General features: G+C 71.8%; 25 protein-coding genes. 12 read left to right on the plus strand and 13 right to left on the minus strand.

What is annotated here, in order from left to right; all coding sequences use genetic code 11:
* Positions 1-100: 100 nt before the first annotated feature.
* The 3 genes from BN1555_RS10775 to BN1555_RS10785 form a co-directional block, all read right to left on the minus strand.
* Positions 101-1,801 carry a DUF3492 domain-containing protein gene (locus BN1555_RS10775; RefSeq protein ID WP_093799172.1) on the minus strand — a complete coding sequence of 567 codons (1,701 nt, stop codon included), beginning with the start codon at positions 1,799-1,801 and terminating at the stop codon, positions 101-103.
* A gap of 217 nt (positions 1,802-2,018) precedes the next feature.
* Positions 2,019-3,311, minus strand: a complete 1,293-nt coding sequence (locus tag BN1555_RS10780) for a DUF3152 domain-containing protein (RefSeq protein ID WP_255306393.1) — start codon at positions 3,309-3,311, stop codon at positions 2,019-2,021.
* A gap of 170 nt (positions 3,312-3,481) precedes the next feature.
* Positions 3,482-4,447, minus strand: coding sequence for an alpha/beta fold hydrolase (locus BN1555_RS10785; protein WP_093799174.1), 966 nt, complete (start codon positions 4,445-4,447; stop codon positions 3,482-3,484).
* 115 nt (positions 4,448-4,562) lie between these two features.
* Here BN1555_RS10785 and BN1555_RS10790 point away from each other — a divergent pair, with 115 nt between their 5' ends.
* The 4 genes from BN1555_RS10790 to BN1555_RS10805 all read left to right on the plus strand — a co-directional run bounded on the left by BN1555_RS10790 (position 4,563) and on the right by BN1555_RS10805 (position 6,455).
* The gene (locus tag BN1555_RS10790) at positions 4,563-4,796 is read left to right on the plus strand and encodes a hypothetical protein (protein ID WP_093799175.1); all 234 of its coding nucleotides are present in this window, start codon (positions 4,563-4,565) and stop codon (positions 4,794-4,796) included.
* A 175-nt stretch (positions 4,797-4,971) separates the two neighbouring features.
* Entirely contained in the window at positions 4,972-5,610 is a 639-nt protein-coding gene (locus BN1555_RS10795; RefSeq protein ID WP_093803330.1) for a TetR/AcrR family transcriptional regulator, read from the plus strand.
* A gap of 172 nt (positions 5,611-5,782) precedes the next feature.
* Positions 5,783-6,010 carry a DUF3107 domain-containing protein gene (locus BN1555_RS10800; protein ID WP_218058186.1) on the plus strand — a complete coding sequence of 76 codons (228 nt, stop codon included), beginning with the start codon at positions 5,783-5,785 and terminating at the stop codon, positions 6,008-6,010.
* 178 nt (positions 6,011-6,188) lie between these two features.
* Positions 6,189-6,455, plus strand: a complete 267-nt coding sequence (locus BN1555_RS10805) for a hypothetical protein (RefSeq protein WP_093799177.1) — start codon at positions 6,189-6,191, stop codon at positions 6,453-6,455.
* Positions 6,456-6,470: 15 nt separating this feature from the next.
* On the opposite strand, the gene BN1555_RS10810 is transcribed toward BN1555_RS10805, so the two are convergent.
* A complete protein-coding gene (locus BN1555_RS10810; protein ID WP_093803332.1) occupies positions 6,471-7,211 on the minus strand; it encodes a ferritin-like fold-containing protein in 741 nt (246 codons plus the stop codon).
* A gap of 473 nt (positions 7,212-7,684) precedes the next feature.
* On the opposite strand from BN1555_RS10810, the gene BN1555_RS10815 reads away from it, so the two are divergent.
* A complete protein-coding gene (locus tag BN1555_RS10815) occupies positions 7,685-9,331 on the plus strand; it encodes a DEAD/DEAH box helicase (RefSeq protein WP_255305985.1) in 1,647 nt (548 codons plus the stop codon).
* A 141-nt stretch (positions 9,332-9,472) separates the two neighbouring features.
* Positions 9,473-10,312 (plus strand): alpha/beta fold hydrolase, encoded by an 840-nt coding sequence (locus tag BN1555_RS10820; RefSeq protein ID WP_093799178.1) that lies wholly within the window; start codon positions 9,473-9,475, stop codon positions 10,310-10,312.
* Positions 10,313-10,334: 22 nt separating this feature from the next.
* Here the strand turns inward: BN1555_RS10820 and BN1555_RS10825 are convergent, their stop codons facing one another.
* Positions 10,335-11,252 (minus strand): NYN domain-containing protein, encoded by a 918-nt coding sequence (locus BN1555_RS10825; RefSeq protein WP_093799179.1) that lies wholly within the window; start codon positions 11,250-11,252, stop codon positions 10,335-10,337.
* A gap of 202 nt (positions 11,253-11,454) precedes the next feature.
* Between BN1555_RS10825 and BN1555_RS38920 the strand changes: the two genes are divergently transcribed.
* The gene (locus BN1555_RS38920; RefSeq protein ID WP_093799180.1) at positions 11,455-11,607 is read left to right on the plus strand and encodes a hypothetical protein; all 153 of its coding nucleotides are present in this window, start codon (positions 11,455-11,457) and stop codon (positions 11,605-11,607) included.
* A gap of 62 nt (positions 11,608-11,669) precedes the next feature.
* Here the strand turns inward: BN1555_RS38920 and BN1555_RS10835 are convergent, their stop codons facing one another.
* From BN1555_RS10835 to BN1555_RS10850, 4 genes are all read right to left on the minus strand, one after another.
* Entirely contained in the window at positions 11,670-12,275 is a 606-nt protein-coding gene (locus BN1555_RS10835) for a MarC family protein (protein WP_093799181.1), read from the minus strand.
* A 46-nt stretch (positions 12,276-12,321) separates the two neighbouring features.
* Positions 12,322-13,188 (minus strand): PHP domain-containing protein, encoded by an 867-nt coding sequence (locus BN1555_RS10840; RefSeq protein WP_093799182.1) that lies wholly within the window; start codon positions 13,186-13,188, stop codon positions 12,322-12,324.
* Between the two features lie 106 nt (positions 13,189-13,294).
* Entirely contained in the window at positions 13,295-13,933 is a 639-nt protein-coding gene (locus tag BN1555_RS10845) for a DUF6758 family protein (protein ID WP_093799183.1), read from the minus strand.
* Between the two features lie 184 nt (positions 13,934-14,117).
* Positions 14,118-14,702, minus strand: coding sequence for a suppressor of fused domain protein (locus tag BN1555_RS10850; RefSeq protein WP_093803333.1), 585 nt, complete (start codon positions 14,700-14,702; stop codon positions 14,118-14,120).
* A 460-nt stretch (positions 14,703-15,162) separates the two neighbouring features.
* Between BN1555_RS10850 and BN1555_RS10855 the strand changes: the two genes are divergently transcribed.
* The gene (locus BN1555_RS10855; RefSeq protein ID WP_093799184.1) at positions 15,163-16,278 is read left to right on the plus strand and encodes a magnesium and cobalt transport protein CorA; all 1,116 of its coding nucleotides are present in this window, start codon (positions 15,163-15,165) and stop codon (positions 16,276-16,278) included.
* On the opposite strand, the gene BN1555_RS10860 is transcribed toward BN1555_RS10855, so the two are convergent.
* On the minus strand, positions 16,256-17,098 hold the full coding sequence (locus tag BN1555_RS10860) for a DMT family transporter (protein WP_255306394.1): 843 nt from the start codon (positions 17,096-17,098) through the stop codon (positions 16,256-16,258). The genes BN1555_RS10855 and BN1555_RS10860 overlap by 23 nt on opposite strands.
* Positions 17,099-17,277: 179 nt before the next feature.
* Between BN1555_RS10860 and BN1555_RS10865 the strand changes: the two genes are divergently transcribed.
* Entirely contained in the window at positions 17,278-17,784 is a 507-nt protein-coding gene (locus tag BN1555_RS10865) for a hypothetical protein (protein ID WP_093799186.1), read from the plus strand.
* A gap of 6 nt (positions 17,785-17,790) precedes the next feature.
* Here the strand turns inward: BN1555_RS10865 and BN1555_RS10870 are convergent, their stop codons facing one another.
* Positions 17,791-18,573 (minus strand): hypothetical protein, encoded by a 783-nt coding sequence (locus BN1555_RS10870; protein ID WP_093799187.1) that lies wholly within the window; start codon positions 18,571-18,573, stop codon positions 17,791-17,793.
* Positions 18,574-18,746: 173 nt separating this feature from the next.
* Between BN1555_RS10870 and BN1555_RS10875 the strand changes: the two genes are divergently transcribed.
* From BN1555_RS10875 to BN1555_RS10885, 3 genes are read left to right on the plus strand one after another with little or no spacing between them, the layout of a single operon-like run.
* Positions 18,747-20,039, plus strand: coding sequence for a magnesium transporter MgtE N-terminal domain-containing protein (locus BN1555_RS10875; RefSeq protein WP_093799188.1), 1,293 nt, complete (start codon positions 18,747-18,749; stop codon positions 20,037-20,039).
* The gene (locus BN1555_RS10880) at positions 20,029-20,616 is read left to right on the plus strand and encodes a DUF1003 domain-containing protein (RefSeq protein WP_093799189.1); all 588 of its coding nucleotides are present in this window, start codon (positions 20,029-20,031) and stop codon (positions 20,614-20,616) included. Before BN1555_RS10875 ends, BN1555_RS10880 begins: the two co-directional genes overlap by 11 nt.
* A gap of 43 nt (positions 20,617-20,659) precedes the next feature.
* Entirely contained in the window at positions 20,660-21,793 is a 1,134-nt protein-coding gene (locus BN1555_RS10885; RefSeq protein WP_093799190.1) for an Mrp/NBP35 family ATP-binding protein, read from the plus strand.
* Positions 21,794-21,884: 91 nt separating this feature from the next.
* On the opposite strand, the gene BN1555_RS10890 is transcribed toward BN1555_RS10885, so the two are convergent.
* Together BN1555_RS10890 and BN1555_RS10895 are read right to left on the minus strand one after the other, a co-directional pair.
* Positions 21,885-22,565, minus strand: coding sequence for a hypothetical protein (locus tag BN1555_RS10890; protein ID WP_093799191.1), 681 nt, complete (start codon positions 22,563-22,565; stop codon positions 21,885-21,887).
* A 118-nt stretch (positions 22,566-22,683) separates the two neighbouring features.
* Entirely contained in the window at positions 22,684-23,154 is a 471-nt protein-coding gene (locus BN1555_RS10895) for a sec-independent translocase (protein WP_093799192.1), read from the minus strand.
* Positions 23,155-23,298 lie beyond the last annotated feature (144 nt).

The raw sequence follows: 23,298 nt of genomic DNA on the forward strand, positions 1-23,298 counted from the left end.
CGTGCCTCCCGCTCCGACGGCCGCGGTCGCGGTCATGGCTGCGGTCGCTGCTGCGGCTGCGGTCGCGGGGGATCTCGCCGGTTCCTGCCGACTGCGCGGCTCAGACATCACGCTCTCCCGCCCCCGGCCCCGCACCCGTGCCCACCGGCCGGGCCGCACCGGCGCCCTTCGCCCAGCGCGGCCCCGGCGCCCCGCCGCCCGCACCGCCTCCCGCCCAGCGGCCCGGCACATGCGCTTCCGCCGGGTTGGCGAAGAGCAGGGGTTCCCCGTCCGTCCCGAGCGCTTCGCGCCGCACCGGGCAGCGCGAGATCAACTCCAGGTAGATACTGCGAAATGCCGCGATGTTCTGCTCGACCGTGAAGAGTTCGAGCGCGCGTGCGCGCGCCGCCGCACCCAGCCGTTCGCGCCGCCGCGGATCGCGCAGCAGTGCCACACAGGCGTCGGCCAGCGTGCGGGGATTGCGCGGCGGGACCACCAGGCCCGTACCGCCGATGACTTCGACGACCGCGCCGACGTCCGTCGAGACCGTGGCGCGTCCGCAGAACATCGCCTCGACCAGGCTGACCGGGAAGCCTTCGACGACGCTGGAGAGCACCACCACGCTTCCCGCGGCGTACGCGTCGGCCAGGTCCGCCGCCCCGGGGCCGCCGATGTCCTCGAAGGAGACGGGGTTGTCGCCGACGGCGTGCGCGTCGGCCGCCTCGTCGGGGAAGAGCTGGGCGGCGAGCGCCTCGCAGTGCGCGAGATAGGCGGTGGCCCCGGCGTCCTGCCCGTGCCGGCTGTGGACGATGCGCAACCGGGCCTGCGGCTCCTCCTTGCGCACCTCGACGAAGGCGTGCAGCAGCGAGACGAGGTCCTTGGCGGGCTCGACGCGGCCGACCCAGACCAGTGTCCGGGGGTCGCCGCCGTCGCTTCCCTCCCCCACGACCGCGAAACGGCCGGACTCCATGCCGGGGTGGACGGTACGCAGTTTGGCGCGGTCGGCGCCGCACCGCTCCTGCCACCGCCTGGCGTGCGCGTTGCCCGGTGTGACGAGGGCGGCCCGGGCGTACACCTCGGCGGCGAACCTGCCGTGGAAGGCGGCCAGGAGCGTCCGCACCGGCACGCTCCGGGACGTGCCGCCGGCGGCGAGGTAGTGCGCGCGCAGCTGTACGCCGTACTCGGTGACCAGCAGCGGGACGCCGAAGAAGCGCCCGGCGAGCAGTCCCGGCAGGGCGGCGGACCCGCCGGAAGCCGCGTGGCACAGGTCGACGGCGCCGAGGCCCTGCGCGTCGTACCAGTCCAGGGACAGGGGCCGCAGCGCCCGCTCCAGCAAGCCGACGGTCTCGAGATGGTCGGAGACCTTCGCGGTGCGCACCGCGCGGTTGGCGCCAGGGGCGCGGCAGGCGGCTTCGAGGGTGCGTACGGCGGTTTCGGAGCGCAGGGCGGTGTGGAGGCCGCCACGCTCGGCGGCCAGTTCCGCGAGCCCGTAGAGGCCGTCGGCGAAGCGGTCGCCCGCCCCTTCTCCGTCCGGCGCGCAGATCGCGTCGGCCAGTTCCCCGAAGCACCCGGCGAAGCGGCGCCGTTCACGCCGGCCGTACGCCCTGCCGTCGCCCTGCGGCGCCCACAGCGGTGCGGTGCGCACGCGCCGCACCTGGGGCGGCAGCCGGACCCGGCCCTGCGCCTCCTGGCGGGCGCTGCGGCTCAGGGCGTAGACGTCGAATTCGTGCTGCGCGAGCCCGCGCACGAGCCGGTCGCACCAGAGCCGGGACTCACCGGTGGCATACGGATAGCCACCCTCCGTAAGCAGTCCGATCCGCACGGGCGCACCTCCGATCTCCCTTGCGAGCGGCCGCCGTTGGTCCGGCGGCTCACAGCGGGACGACCGTATGCGGACATGCCGGTGACGCGACGGACGGTTGTCCGTCGCGCCACCAGAAGGGGTGAACGCGCGTAACTTTCACCCCGCAGCGGCGTTCTGTCGCGCCAAGGGGTTGCGCGGTTACGGAATGTCAGGTTGCGGCCAGTGCGCAGCATCCTCAATTGCCGGGATACACCCAGGCGTTGGGCTTGCACTTGATGCCGTCGATGTCCAGCGACTTCGTCTGCTGCTGCATGATCGGCGCGAGCGCGCCGGGTGTCTCGCAGTTCTTGTGACCGTGCCCGAGCCGGTGGCCGATCTCGTGGTTGATCAGCATCTGGCGGTACTCGAACATCTTGTCCTTGCCGAACGTCTTCGCCCCCTGCGCCCACCGGTACGCGTTGATCATGACGCGCTCGGTCGCCGCCGAATCGCACGAGACGTTGCCGGAGAGCGTGTCGAGACCCGACTTCGCACACCACACCCCCGTGGTGCCCGGGCTCGCGAGCGTGATGACGAAGTCCGGCTGACCGGAGGAGATCCGCTCGAACGTCATGGCACCGTTGTGCGCCCAGCTCCGGTCGTCGTTGAGGGTCTCCTGCACGGCGCGGGCGAAGAGAGCGCCGTCGAGTCCGAGTCCCTTCTCCACGTCCACCCGGTAGGAGAACTTCTGTCCCTTGCCGGGTGCCTTGTCGAAGCCGCCGATCGCCTCGAAGTCGCCGTCCGCCGTCAGCTTCGGGTCGATCGGGTACGTCCTGGCCATCTGCTGCTCGTACGTCGCCGGGGCGGCTTCCGCTTTCCGGGACGGCGTCGGCCGGGCGTCCGAACGGGAGGCGTCGCCCCCCTTGGCGCTCCGGCCCTCGGCGGCCGGGGTCGCGGCGGACTCCTTCTCACCCTGGGCGACCTGCCCGGCCACCACAACGGCGAGCACGGTGGTCACCGCGGCCGCGGCGATCCCGGTGAAGGTCCGCCCCTTGCCGTTCCTGGCCGGCGCGTCGCCCGTCCCGCCGAAACCACCGTCGCGCCCGTCGTGCCCGTCGTGGTCACGACGACCGCCGGCAGCGGCGGCAGCGGCTTCGTGCCCCTCTTCCCCGCGGTCCGGACCGGTCGCCGTGGCACCGGAAGGATCGCGCGGGACGGACGGGATCCGGGGCGGAGCGTCGAACGCCTTGACGAAATCCTGCCGCGGGCCCGGTATCCGGGCCCCGGCCGCGAACCGCACCTGGGGCTGAGGACCGGTCGAGTCCAGCCGAGGTCCCTGCGCCTCTTGCGGCTCATGCGACCCCTGCGTCCCACCAGGCGCTGCCTGCCAGTCGCCGTACCGCCCGCCCTGCGCGGCGCCCCAGCCACCGCCGGACTCACGCTGCTCGGGGTGCCCGCCGCGCACGTGCGGCACCCCGCGAGCCGGGGTGCCGCCGTACTGCTGTGACTGCTGTGGTCGTGGCTGCGGTGGCAGCGGTGGTTCCTGCAGGTACCCGGGCGCCGGCGGGGCGTCGTACCCGGCCTCTCCCCCGTGCCTGCGCCGTCCGCTTCCCGCGCCCCGCCCCACCACGGCTTCCTCGCCGGTGCCGGGTATGGCGGGATTCCCGGCCGCCCTCTCGGGGGCAGGGCCTCGGCGACTATGACGTCCCACGCGCCGGATCAGCTCCTACCGCAGTCATCGATCAGTTCCCGGACAGCGCTGGCGACCGCCTCCGGATATTCCATCATCGCCACGTGCCCGGCGTCGGGCAGTGTCAGCAGCCGCGCATCGCGGAAAGCCACTGCCGCCCTGCGCGCCATACGGTACGACACGAGCTGGTCCCGCCCTCCGTACACCAGCAGCGTCGGCGCGAGCACCCGCTCGGCCTGTCGCCACAGGCCGTGCTGCCCGCCCAGTGTGTACGCATCGACGATGCCCCGCGCCGAACGCGTCATCGCGTCCCAGAAGTACGGTAGTTGCAGCCGCCGCTCCATCTCCTTCACGGCATGCCGGAAGGCCTCGGGATCGACCGCCTCGGGATCGCCGTAACAGAGCGCCATCACCCCGCGCGTGCGCTGCTCCGCAGTCCAGTCCTTGCTGAGCCGGGCGAACAGCGAGGCGACACCCGGCAGCGCGAGCAGCCCGGTCGGCACCGCCGTGCGCTGCACCCGCAGTTCCGGGAGGGCGGGCGAGACGAGCGTGAGCGTACGCACCAGGTCGGGCCTGACGGCCGCGATGCGCGTGGCGACCGCGCCCCCCAGCGAGTTCCCGAAGAGGTGCACCGGTCCGCGCCCGCTCGCGTCGAGCAGCCGAATGCACGCGCGCGCCTGCCCGTTGAGCGAGTAGTTGCCGTCGTCCGGCGGCGGGGAGTCCCCGAAGCCGGGCAGGTCGACGGCCTCGCCGTCCACGTGGTCGGCGAGCAGCGGCATCAGCGCCGACCAGTTCTGCGAGGATCCGCCGAGACCGTGCACGTACAGCGCGGGCGGGAGGCCGGCGCGCGTCGCGGGCCGCGTGCGTACGTTCAGCGTCAGTCCGGGCAGGGTGACGGAGCGCAGCTTCTCGCCCTCGGCGACCCGCACGGCACTGACCCGTGGCACCGCGGTGGCGGCGGCGAGGCTGGATGCGGGCAGCTCGGTCGAGGACATGCGGCAATGTTACGAGACGATCACGTACTGAATCGTGTGTTCGCCGTCACAGATCTACCCTCGGAGCAAGGGGGTACGCGTCACCCCCTGTCTCCGTCCCGGAAGGAAGCCACGCATGACTGTTGATCCCACCGATCCGGACACCTTCGCGGAAGTGGAGGAGGAGTCCCCCGGCGAGCCGGGCGTACTGGACGACGACGTCTCCGAGGCGGACGCCGCGGAGCAGCACACGGAGTGGCAGGAGAACCACGACGCTCCGCTGAACGAACTCGACCCGGGCTCCGCGAACGAGGCGGACGCCACGGAACAGGCCCGCGTCGTGGCCCTCGACGAGGACGACTATCGCTGATCAGCTCCTGATCAGCGCCTGATCAGTCTTCCGCGGCCGTCCGGTCCGTGAAATTCTGCGCCCGCACCGCGCACAGGCGGGTTACCCAAAAGTACGATGGCGGGCGTGGCGCACACGGCGCACGGAACGGCCGTGCTGTTGAAAGGCCGCGACACCGAAAGACATGGGAGGCGGCGTGACAGCCACCGAGCAGACAGAGGCGGCACGCCCACGAGGCACGCGCCTGCCCCGCCGAGCCCGACGCAATCAACTCCTGGGCGCGGCGCAGGAGGTCTTTGTCGCACAGGGGTACCACGCGGCGGCGATGGACGACATCGCCGAGCGGGCCGGGGTGAGCAAGCCGGTCCTGTACCAGCACTTCCCGGGCAAGCTGGAGCTCTACCTGGCCCTCCTCGACCAGCACTGCGAGTCGTTGCTCCAGGCGGTACGCACCGCCCTCGCGTCGACCACGGAGAACAAGCTGCGCGTGGCCGCGACGATGGACGCCTATTTCGCGTACGTCCAGGAGGAGGGCGGCGCGTTCCGCCTGGTCTTCGAGTCGGACCTGACGAACGAGCCCGCCGTGCGCGAGCGCGTCGACCGGGTGTCGCTCCAGTGCGCCGAGGCGATCAGTGAGGTCATCGCCGAGGACACCGGCCTGTCCAAGGACGAGTCGATGCTGCTGGCCGTCGGGCTCGGCGGTGTCTCCCAGGTGGTCGCCCGTTACTGGCTCTCCAGCGGCAGCACCATCCCGCGCGACACGGCGGTGCAGCTGCTGACGTCGCTCGCCTGGCGCGGCATCGCGGGCTTCCCGCTGCACGGCACGGAGCACTGACGCGGTGCGTCCCGGAACGCCTTCCGGACCGTCCCGGGAGCGTGTTCCCGGTCCGTGTTCGCTTCCGGCGTGCGGCGTCGGAGCGTTCCGTGTCCCCTCACCGGGCTAATGTGTGCTGCGTACAGCGCGGCTGACCGCGCACCGCAGCACCGATCGTCGGAGGGACATAGCCGTGGAGGTCAAGATCGGCGTGCAGCACGCGCCCCGGGAGATCGTTCTGGAGAGCGGGCAGTCCGCCGAGGAGGTCGAGCGCGCGGTATCCGACGCGCTGGCCGGCAAGGCGCAGCTGCTCAGCCTCAAGGACGAGAAGGGCCGTACGGTCCTCGTTCCCGCGGACCGGATCGCCTACGTGGAGATCGGCGAGCCGGTGGCGCGCAGGGTGGGCTTCGGCGCGCTGTAGGCGTCGACGGCACAGCAGCACCACAGACGGAACCGGCCCGGCGGGACATCCCGCCGGGCCGGTTCCGTCTGCCTGCGCGCCGAGCCTCCCCGCCGGACCGGCGGAGGGTTGTCTTCCGCGAGACGGGGGTAGTACGGGCTACAACCCATTCGCACCCGGCTGCACGGGAGGAAACCACGTGATCCTGGAAACTCTCGGCTCCATCGCCCTCGGCTTCGCCCTCGCCTGGGCGGCCGGCCACCGGCTCGGAGACCGACTGCCCTCACGGCGCCTGGTCCTGGCCGCGGGCCCGCTCGGCGCCCTGTTCGGCGCGTACGTCACCCACTCCGCCCTCGGCCCCGGCCACGTCGTCGCGACACTGGCCGGCGCGGTGGCGGTGGGAGCGGTCCTGCTGTCGCTCCTCATCCGCCCCAGGGGCCGCGTCCGCCGTTCGGCGGCGGCGTAACGTCCCCCTGCGGCGTTACGCCGCCAGTCCCAGCGCGGCCATCCGCTTCGTGTGCGCCTCGGTGATCCGCGAGAACATCCGTCCCACCTCCGCCAGGTCGAAGCCGTCGGCGACGCCGCCCACGAGCATCGTGGAGAGCGCGTCGCGGTCCGCCACGACCCGCTGCGCCTGCGAGAGCGCCTCACCCATCAGCCTGCGCGCCCACAGCGCGAGCCGGCCGCCGCAGCGCGGGTCGGCCTCGATCGCGGCGCGCACCTTCTCCACCGCGAAGTTCCCGTGGCCGGTGTCGTCGAGCACGGCGAGCACCAGCCCCCGGGTGTCCGAGTCGAGCCGCTCCGCGACCTCGCGGTAGAAGTCGCTGGCGATCGAGTCGCCGACGTACGCCTTGACCAGGCCCTCCAGCCAGTCCGACGGCGCGGTCTGGCGGTGGAAGTCGTCCAGCGCCTTCGCGAAGGGCTCCATCGCCGCCGTCGGCTCCTCGTCGATCGCGGTCAGCCGGTCCCGCAACCGCTCGAAGTGGTGGAACTCCGCCGACGCCATCTTCGCGAGCTCCGCCTTGTCGGCGAGCGTCGGGGCGAGCTTGGCGTCCTCGGCGAGGCGCTCGAAGGCCGCCAGCTCTCCGTACGCGAGCGCGCCCAGCAGATCCACGACCGCGGCGTGGTAGTTCGGCTCGACGGACGCCGTCGCCCAGTCCTGGGCTGCGATACCGGTCCGGAGGGTCTCGTCGGGTGCAATGGCGTTGTCAGGCGTCTCCATGAACCGCACAATAGCCCGCTCCGCACGGTAGGTAAGGGCCTGGTCAGCCACTCCCGTCACACTGATCCGGGAAATCGTTCCGACACACCTGCGCGAATCCGGGGTACAGTGGTAAAGCGCCTGCAGAGTACCCAGGGTATTTCGCGGCGCAATTGAATGAGGATGCCCGGTCGGTGGCCCGATCGGCTCCGACCCGACAGCCCTCCACGCGGTGCGTACCAAGGCGTACGACCGCAAGATGAGGGGCCCCCTCAGCGGCACGAGCGCTTGAGCGACGGCACGTGGTCCCGCGCCACCCGGCCCATCAGCGGCCGGACGAGAAACAGGCACGGTACGACCCCCTTCGTTCGCGTCATGCCGCGTCTCACAGAAGAGGCAGCACCCTGACTACGTTCCGAGACCTCGGGATTCTCTCCGAGACCGCCGAAGCCCTTGAAGCCGTCGGCATTCTGTCCCCCTTTCCCATCCAGGAGATGACGCTCCCCGTCGCGCTCTCCGGCAGCGACGTCATCGGCCAGGCCAAGACCGGCACCGGCAAGACGCTCGGCTTCGGCCTTCCGCTGCTGGAGCGCGTCACCGTCCCCGCGGACGTCGAGGCGGGCCGGGCCGGACCCGCGGAGCTGACCGAGGCTCCGCAGGCGCTCGTCGTCGTCCCCACCCGTGAGCTGTGCCAGCAGGTCACCAACGACCTGCTGACGGCCGGCAAGGTCCGCAACGTCCGTGTACTCGCCATCTACGGCGGCCGGGCGTACGAGCCCCAGGTCGAGGCGCTCAAGAAGGGCGTCGACATCGTCGTGGGCACGCCCGGGCGTCTGCTCGACCTCGCGGGACAGAAGAAGCTCGACCTCTCCCACGTGCGTTCCCTCGTGCTCGACGAGGCCGACGAGATGCTCGACCTGGGCTTCCTGCCCGACGTCGAGAAGATCATGAAGATGCTGCCGCCGAAGCGCCAGACGATGCTGTTCTCGGCGACCATGCCGGGCGCCGTCATCGGTCTCGCCCGCCGGTACATGTCGCAGCCCACGCACATCAGCGCCACGTCGCCCGACGACGAGGGCGCGACCGTCGCGAACATCACGCAGCACGTCTTCCGCGCCCACAACATGGACAAGCCGGAGCTCGTCTCCCGCATCCTCCAGGCCGACGGCCGCGGGCTCGCGATGATCTTCTGCCGTACGAAGCGGACCGCCGCCGACATCGCCGAGCAGCTGGAGAAGCGCGGCTTCGCCTCCGGCGCGGTCCACGGCGACCTCGGCCAGGGCGCGCGCGAGCAGGCGCTGCGCGCGTTCCGCAACGGCAAGGTCGACGTGCTGGTCTGCACCGACGTCGCCGCCCGCGGCATCGACGTCGAGGGTGTGACGCACGTCATCAACTACCAGTCGCCCGAGGATGAGAAGACGTACCTGCACCGCGTCGGCCGCACCGGCCGCGCGGGCGCGAAGGGCATCGCCGTCACACTGGTCGACTGGGACGACATCCCGCGCTGGAAGCTCATCAACAAGGCGCTGGACCTACCGTTCGACGAGCCCGAGGAGACGTACTCCACCTCTGCTCACCTGTACGAGATCCTGAGCATCCCCGCCGGGACGAAGGGTGTGCTGCCCCGGGCCGACCGGACCCGTGCGGGTCTGGGCGCGGAGCAGGTCGAGGACCTCGGCGAGACGGGCGGCCGCGGGCGCAGGTCCGCGGCGGCCGCTGCCGCGCCGGCCGTCGTCGAGGAGCGCGCCCCGCGTACGCCGCGTCAGCGTCGCCGTACGCGCAACGGCGCGCCGGTGACGGCGGACGCGAACGAGGCGACGGCGGTCTCCGCCGAAGCCACCGCGGCGCCGGAGACGGCGTCCGAGGCCCCCGAGGCCCCTGCCGCCGAGCCGCGCGCCCCGCGCCGTCGCCGCCGCACCCGTGCGGCGAACGCGGTGGAGGCCGTGGCGGAGACGGCGGAGGCCCAGATCCCCGCTCCCGCGGAGGAGCCCGAGGCCCCGAAGAAGCCCCGTCGCCGTACGCGCGCGGCGAGGCCGGCCGAGGCAGCGGCCGAGGCTCCCGCGTCCGCCGAGGCGCCGGCTCCGGTGAAGGCGCCCCGCCGCCGCACGCGCGCCGCCGCCGCGGCGCAGCCCGAGAGCTGATCCGGCACGCCCCGGTGGCCCGGTCCCCCTTCGCGGGGGCCGGGCCATTGGCGTAGGGCGGCGGGGCACGGCCTTCCGCCGCCACGGAGAGCGCGGCCGCGCGGCCCGTGCGCCGCGTCGCGCAGCCGCTAGCCTCGTCGCATGAGCAGGCCGCCCACCTTCATCCCGCCCTCCGGTACCCGCGCCCTCCCCCTGCGCACGTCGCGCGGTGTGTTCGCCGCGCTCGAAGCGCGGCCGCGGCGCGCGGAGCCCAGGGGCACCGCGCTGCTGCTGCCCGGGTACACCGGGAGCAAGGAGGACTTCATCGCGATGCTGGTGCCGCTCGCCGAGGCCGGGTACCGAGCCGTCGCGGTCGACGGGCGCGGGCAGTACGAATCCGACGGGCCGGGCAGCGAACAGGCTTACGTGCAGAGCGAGTTGGCCCGGGACGTGCATGCGCAGGCGGTCGCCTGCGGTACGCCGGTGCACCTCGTCGGGCACTCCCTCGGGGGCCAGATCGCCCGCGCGGCCGCCCTGCTCGACGCGGCGCCGTTCGCTTCGCTGACGCTCATGTCGTCGGGCCCGGCCGAGGTCTCGCCCGCGCAGCAGCAGAGGATCGCGCTGCTGACGCAGGCCCTCGGCGCCATGACCATGGCCGAGGTGTGGGAGGCCATGCAGGCGCTCGACCCGCCGGAGGACACCGACCTCGACGGCGCGGCCCTGCGCGCGCGCTGGCTTCGGCACGACCCCGCGCAGCTCGTCGCCACCGGCAGGCAGCTGACGGGCGAGCCGGACCGCGTGGCCGAGCTCGCCGCGGCGGGGCTCGCGGTGCATGTGGTGTCAGGGACCACGGACGACACCTGGCCGGTGCCGCTGATCGACAAGATGGCCGAGCGGCTGGGCGCGTACCGGACGGTCGTCGAGGGCGCCGGGCACTCCCCGAACACCGACCGGCCCGAGGAGACCGCGAAGACGCTGGCGGGGTTCTGGGACGCCCTGTGACGCCGACCCCGGCGGCGGGGGACTAGTACTGGGCCTGGAGGTGCTGCCAGAAGCCGTCCCGCAGCGCCCTGCGCAGGTCCGCGTGGCCGCGCAGGGACCGCTGGAGCAGCCGCTCCGCCTCCACCAGGAGCTCCTGGTCCACCGAACCGGGCAGGTAGGGGTGGCCGGGCAGCAGGTCGGCCAGCGACTCCCGGCCCCGCGCCCCCAGCCACGCCGCCGCGATCTGCGCGCCGACGAAGCGGACATCCTCGCGGGACGGCCGCGGGGCGCCCTCGTTCTCGTACGTCGTGACGGGGCGCCGCGTGACGTACGGCTTGCAGAAGTCGAGGTCGAACGTGCGCTGGCTGTCGACCTCCCACAGGAGCGGTTCGGCCTGGTTGCGGCCCTCGCCCGCCTCGATGCCCCACAGGTGGACCCGTGCGCCGTAGCCCTGGGCGGCCTCGACCGCGGAGACCAGGTCCTCGTCACCGCCCACCAGCGCCGCGTCACTGATGGCACGGTGCCGGGCCAGTGATTCCAGGTCCGTGCGGATCAGGGAGTCGACGCCCTTCTGCTGGTTGTTGGCGTTGAGGTTGCCGAGGCGGACCTTGACGTCGGGCAGCTCGGCGATCGACTGCTGCTCGGTGGTGTGGATGCGGCGCCTGGCCCCGTCGTACCAGTACACCCGCAGCAGCCTGCTGTCCGCGAAGATCGTGCGGGCCTTGTCGATGAAGGCCTCGATGATGCCTTCCGCGTCGAGGTCGAAGGACCTGCGGTCCTCGGTCCCGGTCACGAGCAGCCCGGCCGCCGCGTAGACGTATCCGGCGTCGACGAAGATCGCGTGGGTGGAAGGGGTCTTCGCCACCTCGGCGAGCATGCGGTGGAGCAGCTCGTTGGTGCGCTCCAGGCGGGCGGCGATCCCGTCGAGTTCAGTGGGGCCCGAAGGCTGTGCGTCGTCCATACGGATCTCATTGTCCGTGGCGTGAGCGAGCGGGCACAACCGGTCCCGCTACCAGTGAGTATTTAGATAGTCGAAAATTTTCTTTAGCGTAGGGAATGACTGCAGTGTGCACACCGTTGTAACCCTCAGAGAACGTGCGGCGCCTAGCCTCGCGTTCCCACCCACAGTTCTCCAGCAGGAGGATCAGACGAAGGGAGAAGCCTTGCGCTTCGAAATCATGCGCCTGGACGACGTCGACGGTTCCGCCGTCGACAGCACCGTCGTGGACGCCGCCTCCGTCAACCGGATCGTGCAGCAGGCCGCCTCTGTCGGCCAGCGCATCTACATCCGCCCGGCCGAGACCTCGGCTTCGTAACGCCGTAGTGGTTTGTTGAGGTAAGCGCCCCCGTACGTCACGTACGGGGGCGCTCGTGCGTGTCAGCCGCCCCGGATCACCTGGGTGACGCCGTTGATGATCTGCTGCACCGCGATCGCGGACAGCATCATGCCCGCGAGACGCGTCACCAGGACCACGCCGCCGTCCTTGATCACCCGGATGATCAGCAGCGAGTAGCGCATGGCCAGCCACAGGACCACGTGCATCGCGGCGATCGCCGCCCAGACCGAGACCTGCGCCGTGGCGCTGTCCGCGTGCTGCACGGCGAGGATCACCGAGACGATCGCACCGGGGCCCGCCAGCAGCGGCATCCCCAGCGGTACGAGCGCGACGTTGACGTCCTTGGTCTGCGTCGGCTCGTCGGTCTTGCCGGTCAGGAGATCGAGCGCGATCAGAAGGAGCAGCAGGCCGCCCGCGATCATCAGCGCCGGCACGGACACGTGCAGGTAGTCGAGGATCTGCTGGCCGAGGAGGCCGAAGACGGCGATCACGCCGAAGGCGACGGCGACGGCCTGCCAGGCCATTCTGCGCTGCACCTTGGCGGGCCGGCCCGAGGTCAGGGCAAGGAAGATCGGGGTGATCCCAGGGGGGTCCATAATCACAAAAAGCGTGAGAAAAAGGGATCCGAAAACGGCAAAGTCGAGCACAGTGATGCCTTGCGAGAAGAGGGTCGTACGAGGGGGAAGTGCGGCGTTACGGGCGGAGGCTTCCGCCCGCGCCGGGCACCGGGAAGGCGCCGGTCGCGCGTCGCGTGATCTCGCCGTAGATCTCGGGGTCCGTCGTGTACTCACCGAGCTGTACGGTCTTGCGGCTGCCGTGGTAGTCGCTGGATCCGGTCGTCAGCAGCCCCAGGTCGGCGGCGAGGCCGCGCAGCCGCGTACGGGTGGGCCCGTCGTGGTCCATGTGGTCGACCTCGATCCCGTCGAGGCCGGCGGCGGCCAGCGCCGCGATCGCGCTCTCGGGAACGGTCTCGCCGCGCTTGACGGCGGCGGGGTGCGCGAAGACGGTGACTCCGCCGGCCGCCTTGACGAGGCGGATCGCGTCGAAGGGGTCGAGTTCGTGCTTCTCGACGTACGCCCGGCCTCCGTCGGCCAGCCAGTCGGGCGTGAAGGCGTCGGAGACGGTCTCGACGACGCCGAGCTCCATCAGCGCGGACGCGATGTGCGGACGGCCGACCGAGCCGTCTCCGGCGATACGGGCCACCTGCCCCCAGTCGATCGGCACGCCCAGCTCCTGGAGCCTGGCGACCATGCCCCGCGCGCGGGGCACCCGGTCGTCCCGCACCAGCTCGCGCTCGCGCGCCAGCTCGGGCTCGTCGGGGTCGAAGAGGTACGCCAGCATGTGCAGCCCGACGCCGTCGAGGCGGCAGGAGAGCTCGGCGCCGGTGACCAGCGTCAGCCCCGCAGGGAGCGCGGCGATCGCCTCGGCGTGGCCGCGCGTCGAGTCGTGGTCGGTGAGCGCCACGACGTCGAGTCCGGCCGCAGCGGCGCCCCGCACCAGTTCCGCGGGGGTGTCCGTGCCGTCCGATGCGGTGGAGTGGGTGTGCAGGTCGATGCGCACGACGCGTGACTCCGGGGCTCGGCGGGACGGGGGACCGGTCAAGGATAGCCGGGAATCGGACAGCCCCCTGCCCCCTCTCCCGTCAGGAGAGGGGGCCCTGCTCCCGTCAGGAGAGCAGCCGCGGCGACAGCGCCCCGCACGGCACCAGGTCCACTTCCGCGCCCGCGTCGCGCAGATCGGTCAGTATCAGTTCGTCGTACATCAGCAGGCTCGCCTGCTCCGGCCAGGTGATCGCCCACACCCACAGCCCGCACGCCTCGCCCGCGAAGACCGCGCGGTCGTCGGGGGTGCCGGAGACGTGCCACAGCGGGGTCGGCCGGCCGGCCGCGAGGACCTTGGCCTGCGGCGGTTTCTCCATGTCGATGTACGCCCCCGGATCGGGCCCGTCCACGCCCGCGTAGCGCGCGCCGAGACCGACCCCGAGCTCCTCGGCCACCAGCAGCAGCTCGCCGAGGCCGCCGAGCGGTCCGGGCCCGGAGCAGGCGACGACGGTGGCGCGGGAGCCACTGCGGTCGTCACCCGCGCAGGACACCCCGGTGAACAGCCACCCGACGGGCAGCGGCCACGGCATCCACACCGGGACCTTGGCACGCTTCACCGCGACGGTGAGGGCCTCCACGCTGGGCGGGACCACGGGCTGCTGTGGATGCACCGTCCCGTGCACATCGCACTGCCAGGAGTCGGAAAAGAGACCGGGCGCCCTGACCCGGCCACCGCACTTCGGGCAACTGGGTTCGCCCCTCATAGGGCCCAACGGTCCTCCCCGGCCGTCCCCGCGTCAAGGACGATCACCCGTCCGGAGCCGAATCCGTCCCGGGCCCCGGATCCACCATCGCCCACTCGTCCGACCGGGAGGCCCCTCGAGAGGCTCCTCGACGGGCCTCCCCGGCCGGAGACCGGGCGGCACGGCGCCGCGCGTTCCGCGACGCTCAGTCGAGCGGCACCGACGCACGCAGCGGATCGCGCAGGTCCGTGCCGTGCGTCAGCCAGCGCTCCTGGAGCTCCTGCGCGCCCTTGACCCGCTTCCACGCCGCCTCGTTCGGCGTCATGGGCAGCAGGGGCAGGAAACGCACCGGGTCCATCGGGGCGTCCAGCTCCAGGTCCTCCACCAGGCCGCCGGACTCCGCGACGAGTACGGAGCTGAACGGCGCCCCGGGCCACAGCGGCTCCCCGAGGTCCAGCGAGGCGCCCGGGGCCACGATCACACCCTCCACCTGTGGCGACGCCGCGAGGACCGCGAGCGGGCGCAGCACCTTGTCGGTGTCGGCGAGACCGGCCCGCACCGAGAGGACCAGCTCGGCGCGCGGACCCTTCACCGGGTCGGCGAGGACCGCGGTCGGGTCGGCCATCGGCTGGGCCGACATGCCGAGGGTGGCGTAGCGGACGACGTCACCGTCCACGAAACGCAGTACCTCCATACGGTCCGTACCGAGGAACGTGACGGCGGCGCGCGCGTCCGGTTCACCCAGCGCCGTACGCAACCGGGCTTCCACCAGCGCAAGAACATCTCCCATGCCCGTGAGCATAGGCGCGTACGGAAACGGTGAAGAAAGGCCTTGACACAACAGTGGGCTGATAGTCTTGGCCGCTGGTCGGGGCAGCACGCAGAAGCGTGGCTTTCGAGTCCCGACATCACGTCATCCCCCAAGGGGGACCGGCCGGAGGAGGTGGGGCTGCGGTGGATCGAAGTCGACCAGGCAGTACCAACCGCTCTTCCGCACCGTCAGTGTTCCCCGGGGCCTGAAGCCCTTCATACCCGGTTGCCAACCGGTGAAACCCACGGGGCTCACGGCATTTCGCGCGACGGAAGAGCACTTCGTTTTTGCCTGATCCGTGTCTGAGCGAACGCCGTCACCGCGTCTCCGCGGTGCCGCCCGCTTTGCCGACGTACGGTGCCCCGACGCCGCGGCCCGCACGTCTCCATTCCGGGCAGTGCCATGCCTCGCTGACGGCTTCTCCGTGAAGGAGCCCGCCATGTCGATGATCCGTGACCTGCGCGCAGCGGTCCGTCCGTCCCTGCGCAAGAGCAGCACTGTGTACAGCAGTTACGACACCACCCGCGACCCGTCCGCGAGCAGCGCGGTCGTCGACTGCGCGGTCTACCGCGACGGGCGCCGGGTGAAGGACGCGGAGTGCCTGACCCCGCACGAGGCGATGGTCCGCGTCCGGGAGGGCGGCGGTTTCGCCTGGATCGGTCTGCACGAGCCGACCGAGGCCGAATTCGCCGGTATCGCCGCCGAGTTCGGACTGCACCCGCTGGCCGTCGAGGACGCCGTGCACGCGCATCAGCGGCCCAAGCTGGAGCGGTACGACGACACCCTCTTCACGGTCTTCAAGACGATCCACTACGTCGACCACGCCGAACTCACCGCCACCAGCGAGGTCGTGGAGACCGGCGAGGTGATGTGCTTCACCGGCAAGGACTTCGTCATCACCGTGCGGCACGGCGGCAAGGGATCGCTCCGCGCGCTGCGCCACCGGCTCCAGGACGATCCGGAGCTGCTCGCCAAGGGACCGTCGGCGGTGCTGCACTCGATCGCCGACCATGTCGTCGACGGGTACATCGCGGTGGCGGGCGCCGTGCAGGACGACATCGACGAGGTCGAGATCGATGTCTTCTCCGCGCCGGCCAAAGGCAGTCCGCGCGGTTCGGACGCGGGCCGGATCTACCAGCTCAAGCGGGAGGTCCTGGAGTTCAAGCGGGCCGTCGCGCCGCTGCTGCGGCCGATGCAGCAGCTCAGCGAGCGGCCGATGCGGCTCATCGACCCGGACATCCAGAAGTACTTCCGCGACGTCGCCGACCACCTCGCGCGGGTGCACGAGGAGGTCGTCGGCTTCGACGAACTGCTCAACTCGATCCTCCAGGCCAACCTCGCGCAGGCGACCGTCGCCCAGAACGAGGACATGCGCAAGATCACGTCCTGGGCGGCGATCGTGGCCGTGCCGACGATGATCTGCGGTGTCTACGGCATGAACTTCGACCACATGCCGGAGCTGCACTGGCGGTACGGCTATCCGCTGGTGCTCGGCTCCATCGTCGTCGTCTGTGTCAGCATCCACCGCACGCTCAAGCGGAACGGCTGGCTCTGACGACGAGCGCGAGCCCGGCCAGGATCACCAGCAGGGCGGGGTAGGCGGCCACCGACGGCTGCTGCCCCAGCCACAGCGCGGCGATCAGGGCGGCACCCGGGGCCTCCAGGAGGATCGCCGTCGAGGTGACGGAGGGGCCCAGGGTGCTCACGACACGGTTGAGCAGGGAGTGGCCGAGGAGCTGGGCGGCAGCGGTGAGGGCGGCGAGCTGGAGCCAGGTGGTGGCGTCGTACCCGCCGAGTCCGGCGCCCGAGACGAGGCAGACCACCAGCAGGATCAGGGCGGTCGTCGAGTAGCAGACGTAGGTGTACGCCGTCGTGCTCACCGTCCGCCGCACCTCGGCCCCGAGCAGGACGTACCCGGCGGCGGCGATGCCGCCGCCGAGCGCGAGCGCGTCGCCCGCGAGCGCCCGGGGGGACAGTGTCATGTCGACCCCGGTCAGGATGACGACGCCCACGACGGCGAGCACCGTGCCGGCCCACACCATGCGGGGCGGCCGGTGGCCGCGCATCCGCAGCAGGATCGTGGTCCAGATCGGCGTGGTGGTGCACAGGGCGGTCGACGACGCGACCGAGGTCATCCGCAGGCTCGGCAGCCAGAGCCCGAAGTGGAGCGCGAGCAGGGCTCCCGCGGCGACGGTGAGAAGCAGCGGCCTGCGTCCCATGCGGCGCAGCCCGGTGCGGTGCCCGACGAGGACCAGCGGGGTCAGCACGCCGACCGCCATGGCGTTGCGCCAGAACGCGATGGCGAGCGCCGGGGCGGCGGTCGCCGCGATGAGCGGCGCGGAGAACGAGACGCTGGCGACGGCGACGCCGAGCAGGACGAGGTCGGCGCGGGGGGCGGCGTGGAGTCCGGGCGACTGCGGATCCGGCGCGGTGGTGGGGCCGTCGGTGCGGCGGGCTGTTGCGGGCACGGGATCACGGTAAGGGGCGTGGTGCTATTACGGAACTGTCCGGCCCCGGTCGAGCCCCGCGGCGCACGGGGCCTAGGCTTGCGCCCATGACGCAGACCTTGCTCGACCAGGCCCTCGTCGAGGAGGCCACCAAGAAGTCCGGGCTCATCTGGGTACGGGGCACCGGCCCCGCCCGCTCCCTGTGGCACGTGTGGCACGACGGCGCCGCCTACGTGGTCGGCGACGGCCCCGGCGAGCAGCCGCTGCCCGGACTGACCGGCGGCGGGAGCGCCGAAGTGACCGTACGCAGCAAGGACAAGGGCGGCCGGATCGTCGCCTGGACAGCCGCGGTCACCGAGCACCCGGCCGGATCCGAGGCGTGGGAGGCGGCGGTCGCCGAGCTCAAGGGCAAGCGCCTGAACGCGCCCGACCCCGAGCGGATGACCGAGCGCTGGGCCCGCGAGTGCCGCGTACTGCGCCTGGAGCCGCTGAGCGTGAACACCGACCTGCCGGACGGCCCGCTCTCGGCCGCCCCGCTGCCGACGGACGCGACGACGCGCCGGCCCGCACCGGCCGCGCTCCCCCGCCTCCTGCTCAAGCGCGGGAAGCGCTAGCGCCGGCTAGGAAGCGCCGTCCGAGGTCTTGGGGAGCCGGCCGCCGTAGTCGACTGTCTCGTCCTTGTCCGGCGCTTCCAGCGTGAACCCCTCGTCCCAGTCGGCGAGCCTGACCACACCCGCGCCGCCCGCCCGCTCCAGCTTCAGCGGGTACGGCGCGCCGATCAGCGACACGGCGAGGCTGCCCCCCGTGCCCTTGCCGCCGGTGACCTCGATCGTACGGACGCCGCCGACCTTGCGGCGGTCGCCCTTGGCCAGCTTGCCGTGCAGTCCGAGCAGGCCGTCGAGCAGGACGTCCTTGTCCGTGAAGCCGCGCAGCTGGTCGTACGCCGGATCGCCGTCCGGGACCTTCACGTACTTGTCCCCCAGCTTGCCCGCGGCCGCCTCGTCGGACGCCGAGGACTCGGGGGACCGCTCCGCCCCGTGGTCCCAGAAGTCGGCGCCGGCCTTCATGAAGAGCTCGTCCTCGATGCGCAGCAGCTCGAACGTGCTGTCCTCGGAGGTCACGGAGCCCGTGCCGCCGTCCTCCTTGAGCCGCATGTCGAGCTTGTACGAGCGGCCCTTGCTGACGACGGTGCCCGAGAGCCGTACCGACTCCGCGTCGCGCGCCGCGTTCCGCGCCTTGGCCTCGATGGCCGGGGCCCCGAGTCTGCCCACCCCGTTGGTCCCCTTGTCCGGGTCAGGCGGTTGTTCCTCACCGCAGGCGGTGAGCGCCGCGGTCAGCCCGACGCACACGACGCCGAGCAGGGCAGCCCGGCGGGCTCGGGCGGCCGGGGGAAATGCAGTCACAAGCGCACTGCCTCTCATACGGGTGTCCGGGGTGGCAGCAGGCAGCGTACCCGTGCCGTCTACGCTGTCCGGAAGGGAGCCGTCCGGACGTCTCTTGGGAGCGGGGCGGACCTGCACGGGCTAGCCTGAACCCGTTATCGGCCTCTATTTACCGACATAGGGAGGCGCATCGGATGGCATCAGGCGCTCCCCGGATCTTCGTCTCGCACCTCGCGGGCATCGCAGTGTTCGACCCGAACGGCGACCAGGTCGGCCGGGTGCGCGACCTGGTCGCGATGTTGCGGGTGGGCCGCAGGCCGCCGCGTCTGCTCGGCCTGGTCGTCGAGGTGGTGAGCCGGCGACGGATCTTCCTCCCCATGACGCGCGTGACGGGCGTCGAGTCGGGGCAGGTCATCACGACCGGTGTGGTGAACGTGCGCCGTTTCGAGAAGCGCCCGACCGAGCGACTGGTCCTGGGCGAACTCCTCGACCGCCGGGTGCGCCTGGTGGACACCGGCGAGGAGGCCACGGTCCTGGACGTGTCGGTCGTGCAGCTGCCCGCCCGCCGCGAATGGGAGATCGACAAGGTCTTCGTGCGCAAGGGCAAGGGCGGGGCGCTGCGGCGGCGCGGAGAGACGCTGACCGTGGAGTGGTCGGCGGTCACCGGCTTCTCGCTGGAGGAGCACGGACAGGGCGCGGAGAGCCTGCTGGCCACCTTCGAGCAACTGCGCCCCGCCGACCTCGCGAACGCCCTGCACCACCTGACGCCCAAGCGGCGCGCCGAGGTGGCCGCCGCGCTCGACGACGACCGGCTCGCCGACGTACTCGAAGAGCTGCCCGACGACGACCAGGTGGAGATCCTCGGCAAGCTCAAGGAGGAGCGGGCGGCCGACGTCCTGGAGGCGATGGACCCGGACGACGCGGCCGACCTGCTCTCCGAGCTGCCCGAGGAGGACAAGGAGCGGCTGCTGACGCTGATGCGGCCGGACGACGCGGCCGACATGCGGCGGCTGCTGGCGTACGAGGAGCGGACGGCCGGCGGTCTGATGACGACCGAACCGATCGTGCTGCGGCCCGACGCGACGGTCGCGGACGCCCTGGCGCGCGTACGGCAGCAGGACCTCTCCCCCGCGCTGGCCGCGCAGGTGTACGTCTGCCGGCCGCCGGACGAGACGCCCACGGGCAAGTACCTCGGGACGGTGCACTTCCAGCGGCTGCTGCGGGAGCCGCCGTTCGCGCTGGTCGGCTCGGTCGTGGAGTCCGACCTGCCGCCGCTGTCGCCGGACACGCCGCTGCCCGCGGTGACGAGCTACCTCGCGGCGTACAACATGGTCGCCGCCCCGGTCGTGGACGAGGGCCGTTCGCTGCTCGGCGCGGTGACCGTCGACGACGTGCTCGACCACCTGCTGCCCGAGGACTGGCGCGAGACGGAGTTCCACGAGCCGCCGGGGACCACGCTGGACGAGGAGGCCGCCCGTGGCCGGTGACAGGGGCGCCGAGCCGAGGGAGCGCGGCCGGGCCGCGACGGGCGCGAGCGCGCTGCCGCGGGCGCCCCGGGTGCGCCTGGACCAGCCGCGCGCCCCGCGCAAGCGGCTGCTGCCGGAGTACGACCCGGAGGCCTTCGGCCGGTTCTCGGAGCGGATCGCCCGCTTCCTGGGCACGGGGCGCTTCATCGTCTGGATGACGCTGATCATCATCGTGTGGGTGGCCTGGAACGTCTTCGCGCCCCCCGCCCTGCGCTGGGACGAGTACCCGTTCATCTTCCTGACGCTGATGCTTTCCCTCCAGGCGTCGTACGCCGCCCCGCTGATCCTCCTCGCGCAGAACCGCCAGGACGACCGGGACCGCGTCACCCACGAGCAGGACCGCGCGCAGAACGAGCGGTCCATCGCGGACACCGAGTACCTCACGCGGGAGATCGCGTCGCTGCGGATGGGGCTCGGCGAGGTCGCCACCCGCGACTGGATCCGCTCGGAGTTCGTGGACCTGATCAAGGAGATGGAGGGGCGGCGCTCCCTATTCCCGCCCGAGCCCGCTTCCGGGAGTGACGAAGGCGACCGCTGACAGGGCTTTCCCGGGGCGGCGGTACGCGCCGTACCATCACGGTATGGCTATGGAAGACGCGGTGCGCGAAGCACTGGCGACGGTGAACGACCCCGAGATCCATCGACCGATCACTGAACTCGGCATGGTCAAATCGGTTGAGGTCGGGGCAGACGGCGCGGTTGCTGTCGCGGTCTATCTCACCGTCTCCGGCTGCCCGATGCGCGAGACCATCACCAGCAACGTGCGCGAGGCGGTCGAGCGCGTCGAGGGTGTGACAAGCGTCTCCGTCGAGCTCGACGTGATGAGCGACGAACAGCGCAAGGAACTCGCGGGCGCGCTGCGCGGCGGCACCGCCGAGCGCGAGGTGCCCTTCGCCCAGCCCGGCTCGCTGACCCGGGTCTACGCGGTGGCGTCCGGCAAGGGCGGCGTCGGCAAGTCCTCGGTGACGGTCAACCTGGCCGCGGCGATGGCGGCGGACGGGCTGAAGGTCGGCGTCGTCGACGCGGACATCTACGGCCACAGCGTGCCGCGCATGCTGGGCGTGGACGGCAGGCCCACCCAGGTCGAGAACATGATCATGCCGCCGTCGGCGCACGGCGTGAAGGTCATCTCGATCGGCATGTTCACGCCGGGCAACGCGCCGGTGGTGTGGCGCGGCCCGATGCTGCACCGCGCGCTCCAGCAGTTCCTCGCGGACGTGTACTGGGGCGACCTGGACGTACTGCTGCTCGACCTGCCGCCGGGCACCGGCGACATCGCGATCTCGGTGGCGCAGCTCGTCCCGAACGCCGAGATCCTCGTGGTGACGACGCCTCAGCAGGCGGCGGCCGAGGTCGCCGAGCGGGCCGGCTCCATCGCCGTGCAGACCCACCAGAAGATCGTCGGCGTCGTCGAGAACATGTCGGGCCTGCCGTGCCCGCACTGCGACGAGATGGTCGACGTCTTCGGCACCGGCGGCGGCCAGAAGGTCGCCGAGGGGCTCACGAAGACGACCGGCGCGAACGTGCCGGTGCTGGGCTCCATCCCGATCGACGTGCGGCTGCGGGAGGGCGGCGACGAGGGCAAGCCCGTCGTGCTGACCGACCCGGACTCCGCGGCCGGTGCCGCGCTGCGGGCGATCGCGGGCAAGCTGGGCGGCCGCGCGCGCGGCCTGTCGGGCATGTCGCTGGGCATCACCCCCCGCAACAAGTTCTGACCCGTCCCGGGGCCCTTCCCGGGGACGACGAAGGGGGGCGCCGCCCGTGTGGGCGGCGCCCCCCTTCGTCATGCCTCCGGGCCGGCTCCGCCTAGTCGTGGGCGTACGTCGTGACGTCCTTGATCACCGAGAAGCCCAGTCCGTACGCGCTCATTCCGCGCCCGTACGCCCCCAGGATCACGCCGTCCTCGCCCGTTCCCGCCAGCACCCAGCCGAACTCCGTCTCGCGGTAGTGGAAGGGCGCCGGAACGCCGTCCACCGGCAGCGACAGCGACGACCAGACGGGCCCCGACAGATCGTCGGCCAGCGCGAAGGCCGTCTCGGTCTGCTGGTCCAGCCAGTCGTCGCGCAGCGAATGGTCGAGCTGCGCGGGCCAGGTGGCGGAGAGCAGGCCGGAACCGGCCAGCCAGGCGGCGGAGGAGACCGACGTGGCCTCCAGCACACCCGTACCGTCCTCACTGCGCCGAACGGGGCTGCTGGCGACGGTGACGACCACCACGAAGCTCTCCCTCTCCTGGGCGTCGCCGGCGGTGGGCCGTATCGACGGCTCTTCGCCGTGGCCCGTGGATCCGTACTGCACCGTGCCGTCCGCCGCCATGCCGACCTGCATCAGCCAGCGGGGCCCGGTGAACGCCTCGTCCAGCCCGTACCAGGGGAAAGGTGCGCGCAGATAGCCGTCGACCGTACGCCGGGCTGCTGGCACCCCCTCCGCTGTGGACGTGCTGGGCAACAGGGGTGCTTCCTGCGCTCCGACCCGACTCGTGGTCTCCATCTATCCGGCCGCCTCCTTGTTCCGTGGCGTCCGACGCGGCCCGCCCCCCTCGGGCGTCCTCGCATCCGGACAGATGGAGGATAGCCACCTTGACGCGGCTCGGCCGGAAGAGCGGGCCTCAGGTGGCGTCTGCGTCGAAGGGCGGGCGCTCGCCTCCGGCATGCGTTTCGCGCTTCCTGAGCAGGTCCGGAGCGCCGGCCGGCTCCTTCGACAGGTTCGCCCTGCCGGCGGAGCCGTTCGGGGAACCCGTCGACGAACCGCTGTCGCGCCCGTGCACCGCGTCCGCGACCTCGGCCATCTCGCTCTTGAGGTCGAAGCTGCTGCGGATCTCCTTGAGCCCGAGGTCGTCGTTCTCCATCAGCTGCTTGCGGACGAAGGTCTTCGGGTTCAGGTCCTCGAAGTCGAAGTCCTTGAACTCCGGACCGAGTTCGGAGCGGATGTCCTGCTTCGCGCTCTCGGAGAACTCACGGAGCTTGCGGATCATGCCCGTGACGTCCTGGATGAGTTTCGGCAGCTTCTCCGGCCCGAAGACGAGCACGGCAAGGACCACGAGCGTCACCAGCTCGAGTGCGCCTATGTCACTGAACACCTTGTTGCTCCTTGGGTTCTCCGCGCCCGCAGGTCGGGTGGGCCTCCCCGCCGCAGGCAGAGGACCGGTCCGGGCCCGGTCCACGGTACCCGCCCGATCTGTCCGGACGGTACCTTCACGCAACACTCGTATGGACGCTTGTGC

The sequence above is a fragment of the Streptomyces sp. Wb2n-11 genome, assembly GCF_001049855.1.
GTDB lineage: Bacteria > Actinomycetota > Actinomycetes > Streptomycetales > Streptomycetaceae > Streptomyces > Streptomyces altiplanensis.

What these genes read in the sequence shown, in the direction of transcription:
- BN1555_RS10785 (WP_093799174.1), bottom strand. Translation starts at nt 4,447, where the DNA reads ATGTCCTCGACCGAGCTGCCCGCATCCAGCCTCGCCGCCGCCACCGCG.
- BN1555_RS10790 (WP_093799175.1), top strand. Translation starts at nt 4,563, where the DNA reads ATGACTGTTGATCCCACCGATCCGGACACCTTCGCGGAAGTGGAGGAG.
- BN1555_RS10810 (WP_093803332.1), bottom strand. Translation starts at nt 7,211, where the DNA reads ATGGAGACGCCTGACAACGCCATTGCACCCGACGAGACCCTCCGGACC.
- BN1555_RS10815 (WP_255305985.1), top strand. Translation starts at nt 7,685, where the DNA reads ATGACGCTCCCCGTCGCGCTCTCCGGCAGCGACGTCATCGGCCAGGCC.
- BN1555_RS10820 (WP_093799178.1), top strand. Translation starts at nt 9,473, where the DNA reads ATGAGCAGGCCGCCCACCTTCATCCCGCCCTCCGGTACCCGCGCCCTC.
- BN1555_RS10825 (WP_093799179.1), bottom strand. Translation starts at nt 11,252, where the DNA reads ATGGACGACGCACAGCCTTCGGGCCCCACTGAACTCGACGGGATCGCC.
- BN1555_RS10845 (WP_093799183.1), bottom strand. Translation starts at nt 13,933, where the DNA reads ATGAGGGGCGAACCCAGTTGCCCGAAGTGCGGTGGCCGGGTCAGGGCG.
- BN1555_RS10850 (WP_093803333.1), bottom strand. Translation starts at nt 14,702, where the DNA reads ATGGGAGATGTTCTTGCGCTGGTGGAAGCCCGGTTGCGTACGGCGCTG.
- BN1555_RS10855 (WP_093799184.1), top strand. Translation starts at nt 15,163, where the DNA reads ATGTCGATGATCCGTGACCTGCGCGCAGCGGTCCGTCCGTCCCTGCGC.
- BN1555_RS10865 (WP_093799186.1), top strand. Translation starts at nt 17,278, where the DNA reads ATGACGCAGACCTTGCTCGACCAGGCCCTCGTCGAGGAGGCCACCAAG.
- BN1555_RS10875 (WP_093799188.1), top strand. Translation starts at nt 18,747, where the DNA reads ATGGCATCAGGCGCTCCCCGGATCTTCGTCTCGCACCTCGCGGGCATC.
- BN1555_RS10885 (WP_093799190.1), top strand. Translation starts at nt 20,660, where the DNA reads ATGGCTATGGAAGACGCGGTGCGCGAAGCACTGGCGACGGTGAACGAC.
- BN1555_RS10890 (WP_093799191.1), bottom strand. Translation starts at nt 22,565, where the DNA reads ATGGAGACCACGAGTCGGGTCGGAGCGCAGGAAGCACCCCTGTTGCCC.